Source organism: Kribbella italica (assembly GCF_014205135.1).
GTDB lineage: Bacteria > Actinomycetota > Actinomycetes > Propionibacteriales > Kribbellaceae > Kribbella > Kribbella italica.
The window spans coordinates 8,047,857-8,063,814 of the sequence record NZ_JACHMY010000001.1; the positions used below are offsets into that span (position 1 = coordinate 8,047,857).

The 15,958-nt window shown below is 71.1% G+C and carries 15 protein-coding genes; 8 read left to right on the forward strand and 7 right to left on the reverse strand.

Annotated features, from left to right (window positions below; all coding sequences use genetic code 11):
* Positions 1-5: 5 nt before the first annotated feature.
* Both HDA39_RS37770 and HDA39_RS37775 read left to right on the forward strand, forming a co-directional pair.
* On the forward strand, positions 6-497 hold the full coding sequence (locus tag HDA39_RS37770; RefSeq protein WP_184803543.1) for a DUF3592 domain-containing protein: 492 nt from the start codon (positions 6-8) through the stop codon (positions 495-497).
* Between the two features lie 97 nt (positions 498-594).
* Positions 595-2,544 (forward strand): hypothetical protein, encoded by a 1,950-nt coding sequence (locus HDA39_RS37775; RefSeq protein ID WP_184803545.1) that lies wholly within the window; start codon positions 595-597, stop codon positions 2,542-2,544.
* Positions 2,545-2,657: 113 nt separating this feature from the next.
* Here HDA39_RS37775 and HDA39_RS37780 read toward each other — a convergent pair whose 3' ends face one another.
* A complete protein-coding gene (locus HDA39_RS37780) occupies positions 2,658-3,548 on the reverse strand; it encodes a LysR family transcriptional regulator (protein WP_184803547.1) in 891 nt (296 codons plus the stop codon).
* Positions 3,549-3,630: 82 nt separating this feature from the next.
* On the opposite strand from HDA39_RS37780, the gene HDA39_RS37785 reads away from it, so the two are divergent.
* Complete coding sequence (locus HDA39_RS37785; RefSeq protein ID WP_184803549.1) at positions 3,631-4,167, forward strand: hypothetical protein; 537 nt, start codon at positions 3,631-3,633, stop codon at positions 4,165-4,167.
* A 45-nt stretch (positions 4,168-4,212) separates the two neighbouring features.
* Complete coding sequence (locus HDA39_RS37790; RefSeq protein WP_184803551.1) at positions 4,213-4,632, forward strand: PRC-barrel domain-containing protein; 420 nt, start codon at positions 4,213-4,215, stop codon at positions 4,630-4,632.
* Between the two features lie 94 nt (positions 4,633-4,726).
* Here HDA39_RS37790 and HDA39_RS37795 read toward each other — a convergent pair whose 3' ends face one another.
* From HDA39_RS37795 to HDA39_RS37815, 5 genes are all read right to left on the reverse strand, one after another.
* On the reverse strand, positions 4,727-5,524 hold the full coding sequence (locus HDA39_RS37795) for a S1C family serine protease (RefSeq protein ID WP_337926059.1): 798 nt from the start codon (positions 5,522-5,524) through the stop codon (positions 4,727-4,729).
* Between the two features lie 174 nt (positions 5,525-5,698).
* On the reverse strand, positions 5,699-6,646 hold the full coding sequence (locus HDA39_RS37800) for a VWA domain-containing protein (protein ID WP_184803555.1): 948 nt from the start codon (positions 6,644-6,646) through the stop codon (positions 5,699-5,701).
* On the reverse strand, positions 6,643-7,581 hold the full coding sequence (locus HDA39_RS37805) for a DUF58 domain-containing protein (RefSeq protein WP_184803557.1): 939 nt from the start codon (positions 7,579-7,581) through the stop codon (positions 6,643-6,645). Before HDA39_RS37805 ends, HDA39_RS37800 begins: the two co-directional genes overlap by 4 nt.
* Positions 7,578-8,597 carry an AAA family ATPase gene (locus HDA39_RS37810; protein ID WP_184803559.1) on the reverse strand — a complete coding sequence of 340 codons (1,020 nt, stop codon included), beginning with the start codon at positions 8,595-8,597 and terminating at the stop codon, positions 7,578-7,580. Before HDA39_RS37810 ends, HDA39_RS37805 begins: the two co-directional genes overlap by 4 nt.
* The gene (locus tag HDA39_RS37815; RefSeq protein WP_184803561.1) at positions 8,594-8,887 is read right to left on the reverse strand and encodes a hypothetical protein; all 294 of its coding nucleotides are present in this window, start codon (positions 8,885-8,887) and stop codon (positions 8,594-8,596) included. Before HDA39_RS37815 ends, HDA39_RS37810 begins: the two co-directional genes overlap by 4 nt.
* Before the next feature lie 128 nt (positions 8,888-9,015).
* Between HDA39_RS37815 and HDA39_RS37820 the strand changes: the two genes are divergently transcribed.
* From HDA39_RS37820 to HDA39_RS37835, 4 genes are all read left to right on the forward strand, one after another.
* The gene (locus HDA39_RS37820) at positions 9,016-9,708 is read left to right on the forward strand and encodes a response regulator (RefSeq protein ID WP_184803563.1); all 693 of its coding nucleotides are present in this window, start codon (positions 9,016-9,018) and stop codon (positions 9,706-9,708) included.
* Positions 9,705-10,988, forward strand: a complete 1,284-nt coding sequence (locus HDA39_RS37825; protein WP_184803565.1) for a sensor histidine kinase — start codon at positions 9,705-9,707, stop codon at positions 10,986-10,988. The genes HDA39_RS37820 and HDA39_RS37825 overlap by 4 nt, the downstream gene beginning before the upstream one ends.
* Before the next feature lie 309 nt (positions 10,989-11,297).
* On the forward strand, positions 11,298-13,775 hold the full coding sequence (gene pepN, locus HDA39_RS37830) for an aminopeptidase N (protein WP_184803567.1): 2,478 nt from the start codon (positions 11,298-11,300) through the stop codon (positions 13,773-13,775).
* A gap of 52 nt (positions 13,776-13,827) precedes the next feature.
* On the forward strand, positions 13,828-15,219 hold the full coding sequence (locus HDA39_RS37835; RefSeq protein WP_184803569.1) for a S28 family serine protease: 1,392 nt from the start codon (positions 13,828-13,830) through the stop codon (positions 15,217-15,219).
* Between the two features lie 168 nt (positions 15,220-15,387).
* Here the strand turns inward: HDA39_RS37835 and HDA39_RS37840 are convergent, their stop codons facing one another.
* A complete protein-coding gene (locus HDA39_RS37840; protein ID WP_184803571.1) occupies positions 15,388-15,948 on the reverse strand; it encodes an RNA polymerase sigma factor in 561 nt (186 codons plus the stop codon).
* Positions 15,949-15,958 lie beyond the last annotated feature (10 nt).

Here is a 15,958-nt window from a genome sequence, read left to right on the forward strand (position 1 = left end):
GATCGATGACCAGCAGGAAGACACCAGAAGCCCGCCGGGCCGAAGCGGCCCGGCGCCGGGCCAAGCGCGTCGCCGCCCGGCAGCGTCGCGAGGGGCGCAGCGGGCGGCAGTGGGACTTCGACGGGGTGCTCTACCTCGTGGTCGGCTGCGTCGCGCTGGCCTTCGGGTGCTGGCTGGCGCGCGACGTCTACTACCTCCAGCACCGCGGCGAGGTCGTTCCGGCCACGGTGCTGCACAAGACGAACGGCAAGAACGAACGCATCGACGTCCGGTACACCACAAAGGCCGGCGAGACGATCGAGGACAGCACCACGAACTTCGTGGACGCCACTGTCGGCGGCACGATCGACGTCGTCTACGACCCCCAGGAGCCGACCCGGATGCAGGCCACCGACTGGGGCTACGACTACGTCCTGCCGGGCCTCGTCGGCGCCTTCGGCATCGGCTTCCTGGCCTACGGTCCCAGCCGCTTCCGCACCCGGGGCTGGTACTCGTGAGCGAGCCGGAGTCGCCGCTCCGCGCGGTGTAACGAACGGGCCTTGGGCAACGATAGGCCGGTGAGGCGCGCGTGCGCCGTTCGTTCTGGGGGTTCTCATGCGTTCGTTGTTCCGCCGCGCCTTGCCCGCGGTGCTCTCGCTCTGGCTGGTCGTGTTCGCGCTGCCGGCCGCCACCGCGGCCGCTTCGGCGGCGGCCGAGCCGTCGGTGACGGTGCTGAGCCCGGCCGCCAACAGCACGGTTCCGCTCGGTGACCTGACGGTGCGGCTGGCCGTCGACCTCGGTGGTGAGTCCAGCGGGCGGGTCGACGTCACCCTCGGGTACGACGTGTCCGGTGCGGTCGACATCCCGGCCGGGTCGTGTGCCGACGGGTGCGAGGTGACCGTCGCGCTGCGCTTCGGCGAGTGGAACACCCCGCGACCTGGGTTCGGGTCGGCGCTGCTCTCCGCGAAGCTGACAACCGTCGGCGGCTTGGTCGCCTACGGCGGCGGGACGCTCTACATCAGCGGTCCGACGGCGATCTCGGACGTCAAGTACGTCCGCGCCGGTGAGCTGTTCGACGGTGGCGTCGCCGACGCCACCGGCACCTTCCGGGTCAGCGTGGACTACGCGCCCGCCGACGCGGTCGCCGAGCTCCGGCTGATCGACAGCGCCGGCGTGACCCGGATGACCTCCTCGGCGCCGTTCAGCGTCAGCCGTGGACTGAGCAAGGACGCGCTGTTCGACCTGGACCTGTCGGACCTTGCCGACGGGCTGTACCGGGTCGAGACCAAGGCCCGCGGTACCGACGGCTTCTACGGCCAGGGCCGCGCTTCATCGGTCTTCGTCACGCACGCCAACCAGGCGGGCTTCACCCCAGGCGACGCGCCGCTGGTGCTCGGGTGGTCCGGCTTCGGCAGCGGGCTGACTGTCCAGGGACCGCTGCTGAGCGGGAGCCGGCCGGCCACCGTGAAGTTGACGGTGAACGGCGTCGAGCGCGTGATCGCCGTGACACCGGGATGGTCGTCGAACAACTGGCAGCAGCCAACCGCGAAGCAAACCGTGAGCGTCAGCATGCAGGGCGCCGACCTGCCGGTCGGAACGCATCAGGTCGAACTGACTCTGTTCGACCAGGCCGGTCGCCTGATCGGCAAGCAGACCAAGCGGTCGGTGGTCGTGTCGGACTTCCAGGCCAAGGCCGTCGCGCCGACGCTGGTGGTCGGGCGGAAGTCGACGGTCACGCTGTCGGCCGATGGCCCGGTGGGTTACCCGCTGCAGACCTGCGACATCGAGCTGTCCGCGCCGAAGCCTGCCGACTCGGTCGGCATGGGTCGGTTCTGCACGACCGCACCTGGGCCTCTGCGGACGTCGGCGCCGGTCACTCCGAAGGTCTCAGGTGCGAGCTGGATCAGCTTCTCCCTGGACACGGGCGCCTACCGGAAGCTCATCAGCCAGCCGGTTCAGGTGTACGCCGCTCGCCGGGCTGTCGTTTCCGCGCCGGCCGTCGCGTACGGCGCGCGCGGCACCGCGAAGGTGACCGTTCAGGACAACCACACCACCGGAGCGTGGAGCGCGGCGCCGGCCGGGATCACCGTCACTCTGCAGCGGCAGGCGGTCGGCAGCACCGCGTGGGGGACCGTCGGCTCAGTCAAGACTGTTGCCGGAGGCATCGCCTCGATCCCGTTCACCAGCGGCGCCAACGGCAGCTTCCGGGCCGTCCTGGCGTCCTCGGTGCCGAGTGAGACGGTCGTTTCGCCCGTGATCGCCGCGGTCTCCTACGCGACGGTGGTCTGGCGGAGCGTGCCGACCTCGGCAACGCGCGGCAAGGCCGTCACCTACCAGGTCGCCGCGTCGCCGTACGACGCCGGAGCCGTCGCGCACCTGCAGGTTCGTAAGCCCGGGGCGACGACGTGGACGATCGTCCGAAGCGTCGCCGTACCAACCAGCACGGTGACGTCGCTCGGCTACGCGTTCCCGACGGCCGGGAGCTGGGGTGTGCGCGTCCTGCGGGCCGCGACCACCCAGCACGCCGCCGGCCTGTCTGGCGCGGCGACGGTCAAGGTCAACTAGCAGACGGGCTGGCTGTACGGCGTACCTGAGGCTGACGGGGGTCGGCACTCGAGGCGAGGGGCCTGGGTGCGTGCCGAACGCTGGCGGGCGTGGGCGAGCCGGGAGCGGGTGGGTCAGCTGTTGGCTGTAGCGCGGATGTGGTCGGCCAGGGCGTCTGTTGCTCGGCGGGAGGCTGGGCGGCGGGTGCCGTGGGCCAGTAGGTGGCGGCGTAGTGACCAGGGGTCGGTCAATGGGCAGATGTCGAGGTCGGGGCTCGCTGTGACCGCTCGGCGGGGAGTGATGGCGAGGCCTGCGCCGGAGGTCGCCAGGGCGATCAGTGTGTGCAGGTCGGGGACGAGCGTGCGGTAGCGGGGGACCGGTGCGTTGGCCGGGAGGTGGCGGTCGATCCACTGGCGTAGGGACGAGTCGAGGGAGACGCCGACCATCGGGTGCTCGGCGGCCTCGCGGTACGTCATGCCGGTACGGCCGGTGAGTACGCCGCCCGCTTGGCCGATGACCACGAGGTGGTCTTCGCTGAGGGGTTCCAGGGTCAGGTCGGTGTCCTCGGCTTCGTCGTGCAGGACGATGCCCAGATCGGCCTCGCCCTCGGCGAGCATGCGGAGGCTCTCCGGGGTCCGGTGTTCGGAGACGGAGACGTCGTACTCGGGGTAGGCCCGCAGGTACGTCGTCAGCGCGAGCGGGACGATCCGGTGCATCCCGGAGGCGCCCGCGACGAGTACGACGGGTCGGCGCGGGGCAGCGGTGTAGCCGGCGATCGCGCTGTCGAGACGGATGGTCTCGGCGAGCACGGCCTCGGCGTGCCGGGCCAGCGTGCTGCCGGCCGGGGTCGGGCGGATGCCTCTGCGTTCGCGGATCAACAGAGGCAGACCGGCCTGCGCTTCGAGCGCGCGGACCCGGGCGCTGGCCGACGGGAGGCTCAGGTGCATCCGTCGCGCGCCTGCGGTGATGGACCCTTCGGTCACGACGTGGACGAAGAGCCTGAGGTCCTCGAGGTCGTAGCGCATGGAGTCAGCCTATGCCCTGGACAGAGGCTGACTGCGGGAATCCCGCATTGTGCCGCTCGCCGTCGGCCTCGATGCTCGAACCATGGAAGAGGCCGTCGCACGCGTCGCACTGTCGTACGAGGCGTGTCAGCTCGCGGAAACCGCCGGAGCTGCGGTCCCGGCTGCGGCCGAGGAACTCGGCGCGGCCCGCGCGGTCCTGGAGGCGGCCGACCGGTACGTCGAGTCGGTGGTCGCGCTCGCCAGGCTCCGGGGGAGCAGCTGGCAGGAGATCGCTGCTGCCCTCGGACGATCCGAGCAGGCCGTCCGCGCGCAGCACCCGCCCCGCGCGGGGCGCGGCGCCGCGGTGGGAGGCGGGAGCGCGGCGGGAGGCGGGAGCGCGGGGCGCGGGGACGCGGCGGGAGGCGGGGACGCGGCGGGGCGCGGGAGCGCGGCGGGAGGCGGGGACGCGGCGGGGCGCGGGAGCGCGGCGGGAGGCGGTGGGGACTGGTGGCGGGAGCACCTGCTGTGCGATCCGGCGGAGGCGGCCTTCGATCTGGACGACTGGGTGCGGCGGCACCTCGACGGCGATCCAGGCCCGGCGCCGGTTTCCGGCGTACTGCGCAGGCAAGCGACCGTTTGACCAGCGCGGCTTCCGGCTACCGGAGGGCCGGAAGGGAGAACGACGATGACTGAGCAGCCGCAGGTATCGCTGGTGAAGCTGGGGTCCACCGATCTGGTGCTGGCCGACCCGGGCGACGACATCCGGGGCCGGACCGTGGTGGACGCCGCGGGCGACAAGGTCGGCAAGGTGGACGGCTTGTTCCTCGACCAGGACGAGGAGAAGATCCGGCTGCTCGAGGTCGTCGACGGCGGCTTCCTCGGCCTGGGCAAGGAGTCGCGCCTGGTGCCGGTCGAGCTGGTCCGCTCGGTCGACGACGACCAGGTGGTGATCGAGCGCGACCAGTCGACGCTGGTCGGCTCACCGGCGTACGACCCGGAGCTGACCGACGCCCCGGACTACTTCAGCGGGGTGTACGAGTACTACGAGATCGGCCCGTTCTGGGCGCCCGGCGCGATCTACCACCGGCCGCCGTTCCACCCGTAGACGAGCCTCGACCCGCCGCGTGGCATGGAATCCGCGGCGGGCCGAGGTGCTTGGGCCTGATCAGACCAGCCGGCGAGGCCGGTCGTCCAGCCGATTAGTCGATCAGCCCCCGCACGATCGTGGTCATCCGGTCGACCGGAATCGCGAAGCCGATGCCGATGTTGCCGGAGCGGCTGGAGCTGCCGAGGGTGGCGATCGCGGTGTTGACGCCGACCACCTGACCGGCGGCGTTGACCAGCGGGCCGCCCGAGTTCCCCGGGTTGATCGCCGCGTCGGTCTGGATCGCCGTCTGCCGCGCACCGCTGTCGCCGAACCGCGCCTGCCGGTTGACCGCGCTGACGATCCCCGCCGTCACGGTCCCTTCGAGCCCGAGCGGGGACCCGACGGCGAGCACCGGGTCGCCCACCTTCAGCTCCGCGGACCGGCCGAGCGGGAGCGACCGCAGTCCCGAGCTCGACGCGTTCCCGGAGACCTGCAGCACCGCCAGGTCGTTGTCCGCGTCGACGCCGATGATCTCGGTGTCCAGCGTCCGCCCGTTCGACAGCACGATCGAGACCTCGCGGGCTCCTTCCACCACGTGCGCGTTCGTGACCACGTGGCCTTCGGAGTCGATCGCGAAGCCCGAGCCGGTCGCCCGGCCGGCCCGCACCGACACCACGCCGGGCAGCACGCTCTCGGCCGCCGACGCGATCGACGGACCACCGCCGCCGGCCGCCGACGGAGCCGATGCCTGCGGCAACTGTGCGGTCGCGGCGGGTGGGGTGTCGTCGCCCCAGTTGCCGGTCACCGCACCGGCCAGCCCGCCGGCCAGGATCGACAGCGCGATCCCGGCGGCGAGCGTGCGGCCGGTACGGCGTACCGGCTTGGCCGTCACCCCGGCCTGAGGTGCCACGGCCGGAGAGGGGGGAGCCGGCGGGGCGGAGGCCGGGGTGACGGGGAACGGGAAGGCTGCCTGCTGCTCCGGAGGAGGCGGGGCGGCCGGTGGCGGACCGGGCTGGTAGTGCGGCCCGCGGAAGGGGTGACCCAGATGTGGACTCACTAGTGCTCCTTGACGATCAGGGGGTGCTCACGGGAGCCGCGAGAACCACAGCAGCGACGCCAGTCCGGCCAGCAGCGCCGCGGCCAGGGCGACTCCCGCCACCAGGTTGGTGATCTCGCGCTCCTCGGTGGTCCAGCCGATCGACGACTGGAGGTCGGAGTAGACGTCGCGCAGTTCCTCGTTGCTCTCGGCGGCGTAGAAGGAACCGCTGGTGGTCTCGGCCAGCCCCTGCAGGGACTCGGCGTCGACGGGGACCGGGATCGACCGGCCTTCGAGATCGATCGTGCCGTCCGGGGTGCCGTACGCGATCGTCGAGACCGGTACGCCGGCCGTGGTGGCCTCCTGCGCCGCCTCGTCGATCGACCGCCCCGAGGTGTTGGAGCCGTCGGACAGCAGCACGATGCGCGCCGGCGGCAGGTCCTCGGCGGCCTGGCTGTCCAGCGACCGGACCGCTTGCAGGCTGGTCAGGACGGCCTCGCCGATCGCCGTGCTGTCGGACAGCGTGAGCTGCTCGATCGCGTCGACGGCGGCCTGGTGGTTGGTGCTCGGCGGTGCGACCACGGTCGCCGTCCGGGCGAACGAGACCAGGCCGACGTTGAACTGCTCGGGCAGGTCGCGGACGAACTGCGTCGCGGCCTCCTTGGCGACGCTGAACCGGTCCGGCGAGACGTCGGTCGCGGCCATCGAGTTGCTGATGTCCATCGCCACCACGACTGTCGCGCGTTCGCGGGGGACGCGGACGTCGGTGACCGGGCGGGCGATCGCGATGGTCAGGACGACAATCGCGGCCAGGAACGCGAACGCCGGCGCGTGCCGCCGCCAGCCGGGCCGCTTGGGGGCGACCTTCTCCAGCATCGGCAGGGTCGCGAAGCGTACGGCGTACTGGCTGCGGCGGCGCTGGGCGATCACGTACGCGACGACCAGGGCGGCCGCGACCAGCAGCAGCCACAGCCACAGGGGTTGCTCGAATCTCATCGGATACCGGTCCTCCCTCGAGGGGTTCGGCGGGCGGCGGCCCGCTTGCGGGCGGAGGCGAACGCCGCGACGTCCCGCACCCAGTCGGTGTCGGTCCGCAGTACGAGATGCGCCGCTCCCGAGGCCCGGATCGCCTGCGCGGTGCGCTCCCGGTGCGCCTCCATCGCGTCGGCGTACCGCCGCCGCAGTCTCTTGCTGGACGTCTGCACTTCCCGCCGCCGGCCCGTCTCGGGGTCGACCACCGTCAGCAGCCCGACCTCAGGAAGCTCGAGCTCCCGAGGATCGAGCACCTCGACTGCAATCACTTCGTGCCGAGCGCCGAGGCGACGCAGGGCATCTCCCCAATCGGAAGTATGAAAGTCGGAGACGACCACACGCAGACCTGGTCTGGGATGTTCTCGGTTGAATCTGGTGATGGCGGTGGCGAGGTCTGTTTCCGGGTGCTCGCCTGGTGTTGCTCTGGGCAACGACAGCAGTGTGCGGAAGGTCCGGCGGAGTGCGGCTGATCCGCCCACCGCAGGGATCCTTCGGACTTGGTTGCCCAGGGCTACTCGGACTCCCAGGGTGTTGCCGGGGCGGTCGGCCAGCAGACCGACCGCGCCGACCACAGCGATCGCGAGGTCGCGCTTCTCGCTCAGCGCCGTACCGAAGTCCATGCTGGCCGACGCGTCGATCAGCGCCCAGGTCTCCAGCTCGCGTTCGGCGAGCGGCGCCCGGACGTGCGGTTCGAGCGAGCGGGCGGTCACGTTCCAGTCCATCCGCCGGACGTCGTCCTGCCCGGCCTGGTACGGCCGCGCCTCGTTCGGCTCGCTGCCCGGACCGCTGAGCAGGCCCGTGATCTCGCCGTGCAGGAAGCCTTCCAGCTTCCGCTTCACGGAGAGCTCGAGCGAGCGCAGCGCCCGCTCGCGCCCCGCCAAAAGATCTGGGCCGGTCATGCCGCGGTTCCACCCGTGGCGTCGAATCCCTGCACGGCGTTGATCCCGGGCCCGTCATCAGCCGGTACGACGTGCGGCTGCTCGACCGCGTGCAGCACCCGCGACACCACCACCCGGGGATCGACCCCGTCGGCGAGCGCGTCGAAGGTCAGCACCAGCCGGTGCGCCATCACGTCGTGCGCGACGTCGTACACGTCGGCCGGCAACACGTAGTCCCGCCCGCGCAGCAACGCGAGCGCGCGGCCGGCGGCGACCAGTCCGAGCGTCGCCCGCGGGCTCACCCCGAACTCCAGCACACCACCGAGATCGTTGATCCCGTACTGGTGCGGCTCGCGCGTCGCATGCACCAGCCGTACGACGTACTCGGCGACCGCGTTGTGCACGAAGACGTCTTCCGTTGCCTCCTGCAACTCACGGACCATGTCGGGCGTCAGTACGGCGTTCGCGTGCGGCCGGTGCGAGCTCATCCGCTGCAGGATCGTGAGCTCCTCCATCGGGCTCGGGTAGTCGACGGTGATCTTCAGCAGGAACCGGTCCCGCTGCGCCTCGGGCAGCGCGTAGACGCCCTCGGACTCGATCGGGTTCTGCGTCGCCAGCACCAGGAACGGCTCCGGCAACGGGTAGCTCACCCCGCCGATGCTGACCTGCTGCTCGGCCATTGCCTCCAGCAACGCCGACTGCACCTTGGCCGGGGCCCGGTTGATCTCGTCGGCGAGCACGAGGTGGGCGAAGATCGGACCGAGCTCGGTGTCGAACCCCTCCGCCGACGGCCGCCAGATCCGGGTCCCGACGATGTCACCGGGGACCAGGTCGGGGGTGAACTGCAGGCGGGCGAACCGGCCGCCGATCACCTCCGCGAGGGTCCGGACGGCGAGCGTCTTGGCGACGCCGGGGACCCCTTCGAGCAGGCAGTGACCGCGGGCCAGCAGGCCCACCATCATCCGCTCGACCAGCTGGTCCTGGCCGACCACGACCCGCTTCACCTCGAAGAGGGCGCGTTCGAGTACTGCGGTCATGCGTTGCCCTGGGGATCAGTCTGGCTCTGCTCGGGCTGCGACGGCTGGCCCTGGCTCTGCTCCGGCTGGGCCTGGCCGCCGCTCTTCTCGGGGCAGTCGCGGCCGTCGCGGGTCTGGCCCTCGGTGCCCTGACCAGTGCCCGGCGACGGAGTGGTCGCGCCGTCCTCGACGGTCACGTAGCCCTGCGACGGCACGGGGTCGTTGCCGGCGGCGTACGCGAAACCACCGACGCCGAGGGCCGCGACGGCGACCGCGCTGCCGAGCAGGACACGCTTTCCGGGGAAGTTCATCTGTGACTCCTTCTGATCGGATCGTGCGACCAATTCATCACCTGGCCGCGAAAACGACCGGAAAGCCGAACGAAAGGCGAACGAAAGCGCATCCCGGAGCACGCCGCGATCGCCGTTACCTTTGGCTTGTGCGACTACTGGTGGTGGAGGACGAGGAAGGCCTGGTCAGCGCTCTGCGTTCGGGACTCGGCCGGGCCGGCTATGCCGTCGACACGGCGCTGACCGGCGCCGAGGCGGTCGAGAAGCTGGCCACGACGGCGTACGACCTGGCGATCCTGGACATCACGCTGCCCGACACCAACGGCCTCGACCTGTGCCGGGCGGTACGGCGGGGCGAGATCGAGGTCGCGTCGGGGCGCGAGCTGCGAGTGCTGATGCTGACCGCGCGGGCCTCGCTGGCCGACCGGGTCCGCGGGCTGGACGAGGGCGCCGACGACTACCTGACGAAGCCGTTCGCGCTGGTCGAGCTGCTCGCCCGGATCCGCGCGCTGCTGCGGCGCGACGTGACGAACGGGTCGACGCAGCTGCACGTGGGCGATCTCGTCCTCGACTCGGCGCGCCACCTGGCGACCCGGGCCGGACGGGAGCTGCCGTTGACGCTGAAGGAGTTCGGCGTACTGCGGTATCTGATGTCCCGGCCGGGGCACGTCGTGTCGGCCGAGGAACTGCTCGAGCACGTGTGGGACGAGAACGCCGACCCCTTCACGCAGAGCGTGCGCGTGACGGTCGGGACGCTGCGGCGCAAGCTCACCCAGGAGGGCGAGGACCCCTTGCTGGAAACGGTGATCGGCCGGGGCTACCGGCTACGAGGTGAGACATGAAGATCTTCCGGACCGGGGTGACATCGAGGCTGCCCCGTTGGGCGCAGACCATTCGTTTCCGGCTCACGCTGACGTACTCCGCGGTGCTGATCGCCTTGTCCGCGTTGCTGCTCGGTGGGCTGTACTTCGCGCTGTCGGCGTACCTGGATCCGAAGCCGCTCGACCCGATCACGGTCAAGAAGGTCACCTACGCGAACAACGGCGAGATCAAGCTCAAGCCCGGGTACATCATCCAGGCGGCGGAGATCTCGAGCATCCAGTCGGCGGTCAACTACCAGACCCTGCAGACCATGCGGAACTACTCCGCGGCGGGCATGGGCGTGCTGTTCCTGGTCAGCCTCGGGACCGGCTGGTGGTTGTCCGGTCGCGCGCTGCGGCCGGTGCGCGCGATCACCGCGACCGCGCAGGACATCTCCGCGACCGACCTGTCCCGGCGGATCGCGCTGACCGGTCCGCGCGACGAGCTGCGCAACCTCGCCGACACGGTCGACGACATGCTGGTCCGGCTGGAGTCGGCGTTCGTCGCCCAGCGCCAGCTCGTCGACGACGCGTCGCACGAGCTACGGAATCCGCTGGCGGTGATCCAGGCGAACGTCGACGCTGTCCTGGCTCACGATGACACGCCGGTCGAGGACCGGGCGCAGGCGACCGCGATCGTCTCCCGCGCGATCCAGCGGATGACCCGCTTGGTCGAGGACCTGCTCGCCTCCGCCCGCCGTTCGTCGCCGGCCTTCGTCGACGCCGACATCGACCTGGCCGGGATCGCCGGCGAGGCCGCCGAGGAGTACGCGCTCCTGGCCGCGGACCGCGAGATCCACCTCGTACGCCGGCTGGCGCCCGGCCCGATCGCCGCCGGCGACGCGTCGGCGCTGCGCCGGGCCGTCGACAATCTGTTGTCGAACGCCGTCCGCCTGGCCCGGGGTGGCAGCGAACTCGTCCTCGCCGTCGGTAGCCGCAACGGCTGGGCCTGGATCGCCGTCCGCGACGAAGGCCCCGGCATCGCCGAGGAGGACGCCGACCGCGTCTTCGACCGCTTCTTCCGCTCGGGCCAGCGCCAGTCGCCCGCCACCGTCCCGTCAACCGGCCAACGCCGAGCCGGCCTGGGCCTGGCCATCGTCCGCCAGATCGTCGAGTCCCACGGCGGCTCGGTCTCCCTGTACTCCGAGGTCGGCGTCGGCAGCACGTTCGTCCTGTGGCTCCCCGAGCGCTCGCTCACCAGCGACACCCGCCGTACGCCGACCCCACCAGCCGACGAGGACCCCCTGGGCCCGAGAGCGTAGGTCGCTGTCACCAGCCCACGCCCTGCCCGCGACCCACCGCGTGCTTCACCGGTTACTGCGGGGTGCGTTAGCAGCTTGGGCCGGCCGCAGCCGGCAGCCTGCGGCTGCCGGACTGGGCTGCGCAGCCTGGCGCGGCGCGGCCCGCAGCCCTGGCGCGGCCGGCACGGCCTGCAGCCCCGGCCGATCGTCCGGCCCGACACCGATCGGCACGGTGGGCGCGCGGCCTGCAGCCCCGGCGTGGTGTGAAGCCTGGCAGCTGCGGGCTGCCGGGCTGGGGTTCCGCGACCTCTTGGTTGCTAGGTTCGGGGGATGCCTGCTCTGACTGTGGACGATGCGCGTGCCCGGGCGACTGTGGTCGAGGTCCGGGGGTATCACCTGGACTTCGACTTCACCGGTGGGGACGAGACGTTCCGGGCGGTGTCGACCGTGTGGTTCGCGGCGACGGCCGGTGAGACGTGGGTGGACGTGAAGGCCCGCGAGCTGCGGTCCGTGACGCTCAACGGCGTACCGGTCGACGTCGGGCTGGTGGACGACGGGCGGTTGCCGTTGAGCGGGCTGGCGGGGGAGAACGAGCTGGTCGTCGACGCGGTGATGGAGTACGCGCACGACGGCGAGGGGATGCAGCGGTCGGTGGACGCGGCCGACGGGCGGGTCTACCTGTACGGGATGTCGTCGCTGGAGTCGGCGCCGCGGTACTTCGCGTGCTTCGACCAGCCCGACCTCAAAGCGCCGTACCGGATCACCGCGACCGTTCCCCAGGACTGGATCGTGCTCGGCAACGGACCGGCCAAGGAGATCGCCCCAGGCCGCTGGGAGATCGCCGAGACCAAGCCCCTGTCGACGTACTTCGTCACGCTGGTCGCCGGGCCCTACCACCTGATCCGTTCCGAGTACGACGGGATCCCGCTCGGTCTCGGCTGCCGCCAGTCGCTCGCGCCGGCGCTGGAGCGCGACGCCGAGGACCTGTTCACGGTGACCGGGCAGGCCTTCGACGAGTACCACCGGCTGTTCGGCTACCGCTACCCGTTCGGCGAGTACCACCAGGTCTTCGTGCCCGACTTCAACCTCGGTGCCATGGAGAACCCGGGCTGCGTCACCGTCGCCGACACCCTGGTCTTCCGGTCGCAGGTGACCGACGCCGAGCGCAGCACCCGGGCGCGGATCCTCGTGCACGAGCTGGCGCACATGTGGTTCGGCGATCTGGTCACGATGAAGTGGTGGAACGACCTCTGGCTCAACGAGTCGTTCGCGGAGTACATGGCGCACCGCGTCTCGCACGACGTCACCGACCACCGCGGGCACTGGGAGGACTTCGGCTACGTTCGCAAGTGGTGGGGCCTGCAGGCCGACCAGCGCTCGTCGACGCACCCGGTCGCGTCCGATCCGGTCAAGGACGCGCGCGAGACCCTGGAGGACTTCGACGGGATCTCGTACGCCAAGGGCGCGGCGGTGCTGAAGCAACTGGCGGCGTACCTGGGTGACGAGGTGTTCCTGCGCGGCGTGACCGCGCACCTGGCCGCGCACGAGTTCGGCAACGCGGACCTGCCGGAGTTCGTCGCGAAGCTGACCGAGGCGGGCGCCGTCGGGCTCGCGGAGTGGTCGGCGCAGTGGCTCCGCACCTCCGGGCTCGACACGATCAGCGTCACCCGTACGGCGAACGGCGTCGTACTGCATCGCACCAGGCCGGACGACGCCGAGCGCCCTCACCGACTGACAGTCGGCGCGTACGACGAAGCCGGCCGGCCGGCCTCGGTCGACGTACTGCTGGACGCCGACGAGGTCCCTGTCGCGCTGGACCCGTCGGCCGTGCTCGTCGTACCGGACGCCGGCGACGACACCTGGGCGAAGGTCCGGCTCGATGCCGCGAGCCTGGCGGCGCTGCCGAAGGTGCTCCCGTTGATCGCCGACGGCGCCACCCGCGCGGTGATCTGGAACAGCATCCGCGACTCCGTCGCCGACGGCGACCTGGATCCCCAGCAGGCGTTGGAGATCCTGCTCGCGGCGCTGCCCACGGAGGGCAGCGACATCGCGGTCGGATCGCTGCTGCGCTGGGCCGAGGAGAGCCTGCTCGGCCGCGCTCTTCCGTACGAGCCGTTCCGCGGACAACTCGCCAACGCACTGACCGAGCGCCTCGCGACCTGCCCGCCCGGCAGCAGTCTGCAGCTCGCGATCGCCCGCGGTGTCATCGCCACGACGACCGACGCCGATCTTCTCCAGGCCTGGCTCAGCCAATCCTCAAGCAGCCCGGCCACCTCCTCAAGTAGTCCGGCCGGTCTGGTGGTCGATGCAGATCTCCGCTGGGCCCTGACACTGCAGTTGGTCCGCCTTGGCGCCTTCGGCGCAGAAGAGATCGACGCCGAACTTGCGCGCGACCACTCGAGCGAAGGCACGATCCAGGCCGCCAAATGCCGCGCCGCGTTGCCGGACGGCAAGGAGGCCGCCTGGAACCGGGTGATGACCGACCCGGCGGTCGGCGTCAACGAGCTGTACGCGCTCTGCGCCGGCTTCTGGCACCCGGCGCAGGCCGAGCTCACCGCGCCGTACGTCGACCGCTACTTCGCCGAGATCGCCGGGACCGCGAAGATTCGCGCGGGCATCGCGGTCGGGCTCACCGCCGGCCGGTTCTTCCCCCGGTTCGCGGTGGACGAGCGCACGGTTGGACAGGCCGCATCACTCGTTGCCGACGACACCGTCCCGCCGGGCATCCGGCGCGCGGTCGCCGATGCGGCCGACGACCTCCACCGTACGGTCGAGGCCCGGAGCCTGTGGACGAACATCTCGCGGTGACAGGCGATCCGGCCTAGTCTGTGAAGCTGTCGCCCCCAGCAGAGGAGCCGTCATGCGCCGGTTCGTTGTCAGTGTTGTCGCCGTACTTGTTGCCGCCCTGATCGGTTCGTCGCTCACGCCGGTGGTGGCCTCGGCCGCCACCGTGGACGACGTCGCCGCGAAACTCGCGACGATCCCGGGGCTGCGGATCGAAAGCAGTGCCGTGATCAGCGGCAAACCGTTCTTCGTGCTCTGGTACACGCAGCCGGCCGACCACCGGAAACCACGGGGCGAGAAGTTCGAGCAACGCGTCACGCTGTGGCACCGCGACTTCGCCCGCCCGACGGTCCTGCACACGACCGGGTACGGCGGGGTCGGCGGCGCGTTCACGTCCGAGCCGACGCGGCTGGTCGACGGCAACCAGCTGAACGTCGAGCAGCGCTTCTTCAACGACTCGACGCCGGCCAGCCAGGACTGGTCGAAGCTGAACATCTGGCAGGCCGCGACCGACCACCACCGCATCGTCCAGGCCTTCAAGAAGGCCCTGTACGGCGGCAAGTGGGTGTCGACCGGCGCCTCGAAGGGCGGGATGACTTCTGTCTACCACCGCCGGTTCTACCCGAACGACGTCGACGCCACGGTCGCGTACGTCGCGCCGCAGGACGTGATCAACAAGCGCGACTCGTACGTCTCCTTCATCCAGGAGGCCGGGACCGACCCGCAGTGCAACCTCGCGCTGCGCAACCTGCAGCGCAACACGTTGCTCCGGCGGCCCGCGATGCTGGCCAAGCTGAAGGAGTACGCCGCCGCGAACGGACTGACCTACGAGAGCACCTTCGGCTCGGCGGACCGCGCGCTGGAGGCCGCCGTACTGGACACGCCGTTCGCCTTCTGGCAGTACGACACGCAGGCGAGCTGCCCGTCGGTGCCGGGCACCGCGGCGGCGACGGACCAGCAGCTGTTCGACTTCATCGACCGGGTCTCGGGCTGGGCGTTCTACTCCGACGAGGGCACGGCCGGCTTCCTGCCGTACTACTTCCAGGCGACGCAGCAGCTCAACTGGCCGGACGTCGCGAGCAAGACGACGTGGCTGAAGGGCCTGCTGCGGTACCGCGAGGCCGGTGACGCGCCGGCCGCCGTACCGGACAGCATCGAGCCGCGGCACGAGCCGTTCGCGATGCTCGACGTCGACCTCTGGGTGAAGACGCAGGCGCGGCGGATGCTGTTCGTGTACGGCGAGAACGACCCGTGGAGCGCGGAGAAGTTCGCGCCCGGGCCGGGGACGCGGGATTCGCACTGGTACACGCAGCCGGCCGGCAACCACGGGTCGAGCATCGGCGGACTGCCGACCGCGCAACGGGTGGAGGCGACGACGATCCTGCAGAAGTGGATGGGCGTCGCGCCCCAGCCGGCGATCCGGCAGACCACGGTCGACCCGGGCGCGCGGCAGTTCAAGGCCCGCTAGAGGACAGCACCTGACAGGCCTCACCCCAAACCTTCCAAGTACCGGCCCCCGATTGGTGGTCGGTACTTGGAAGATGTGTCGGCTGCAGCGTGGTCCTCGACGTGCGCGCCGGGTCCACCCCTCACTCCGGCGCCCGGACTCTGCGGCTCCGGGCCGGGTGTCCGCCGGTCAGCGGACGGTGAGGCGCTGGGCGACTTCCTTGCGGGCCTGGTGGATACGGGCCTTCACGGTGCCGAGCGGGACCTGGAGCTCTTCGGCGATCTCGGCGTACGTGAGTGCGCCGAGATCCCGCAGGACGAGCGGCTGGACGAGCTGCGGGTGGTGGGACTCGAGCTGCTCCAGCGCCTCCAGCAGGTCGAGGCGCGAACCGGCGATCACCGACGTCGTCCGCGGGTCGATCGCCTCCGGCAGCACCTCGGCCGACTGCTCGACCGAACGCCGCTTGAGCGTGCGGTAGGTCTGCCGGGCCTGGTTGGTCGCGACGATCGTCAGCCAGCCGGCGAACGTGCCGGTGCCCTTGAAGGTGTGGATCTTGGTGGCGACCGTCATCAGCGTGTCCTGCGCGGCCTCCTCGGCGTCCTCCCGGAACGGCAGGAACTTGGCCACCCGGCGCTGAACCTGCGGCCGGATCGCCTGCAGCAGCTCCGGCAGGGCGGCCTGATCCCCACCCGCCGCCCGCGCGGCCAACTCCTCGAGCTCGTCGTTCATGCTCCCCCAGGTGTTCGCCATGATCCTCTCC

Bases quoted from the DNA above. Each gene is read 5' to 3' on its own strand.
- HDA39_RS37770 (WP_184803543.1), top strand. From the start codon at position 6: ATGACCAGCAGGAAGACACCAGAAGCCCGCCGGGCCGAAGCGGCCCGG.
- HDA39_RS37775 (WP_184803545.1), top strand. From the start codon at position 595: ATGCGTTCGTTGTTCCGCCGCGCCTTGCCCGCGGTGCTCTCGCTCTGG.
- HDA39_RS37780 (WP_184803547.1), bottom strand. From the start codon at position 3,548: ATGCGCTACGACCTCGAGGACCTCAGGCTCTTCGTCCACGTCGTGACC.
- HDA39_RS37785 (WP_184803549.1), top strand. From the start codon at position 3,631: ATGGAAGAGGCCGTCGCACGCGTCGCACTGTCGTACGAGGCGTGTCAG.
- HDA39_RS37790 (WP_184803551.1), top strand. From the start codon at position 4,213: ATGACTGAGCAGCCGCAGGTATCGCTGGTGAAGCTGGGGTCCACCGAT.
- HDA39_RS37800 (WP_184803555.1), bottom strand. From the start codon at position 6,646: ATGAGATTCGAGCAACCCCTGTGGCTGTGGCTGCTGCTGGTCGCGGCC.
- HDA39_RS37805 (WP_184803557.1), bottom strand. From the start codon at position 7,581: ATGACCGGCCCAGATCTTTTGGCGGGGCGCGAGCGGGCGCTGCGCTCG.
- HDA39_RS37810 (WP_184803559.1), bottom strand. From the start codon at position 8,597: ATGACCGCAGTACTCGAACGCGCCCTCTTCGAGGTGAAGCGGGTCGTG.
- HDA39_RS37815 (WP_184803561.1), bottom strand. From the start codon at position 8,887: ATGAACTTCCCCGGAAAGCGTGTCCTGCTCGGCAGCGCGGTCGCCGTC.
- HDA39_RS37825 (WP_184803565.1), top strand. From the start codon at position 9,705: ATGAAGATCTTCCGGACCGGGGTGACATCGAGGCTGCCCCGTTGGGCG.
- pepN (WP_184803567.1), top strand. From the start codon at position 11,298: ATGCCTGCTCTGACTGTGGACGATGCGCGTGCCCGGGCGACTGTGGTC.
- HDA39_RS37835 (WP_184803569.1), top strand. From the start codon at position 13,828: ATGCGCCGGTTCGTTGTCAGTGTTGTCGCCGTACTTGTTGCCGCCCTG.
- HDA39_RS37840 (WP_184803571.1), bottom strand. From the start codon at position 15,948: ATGGCGAACACCTGGGGGAGCATGAACGACGAGCTCGAGGAGTTGGCC.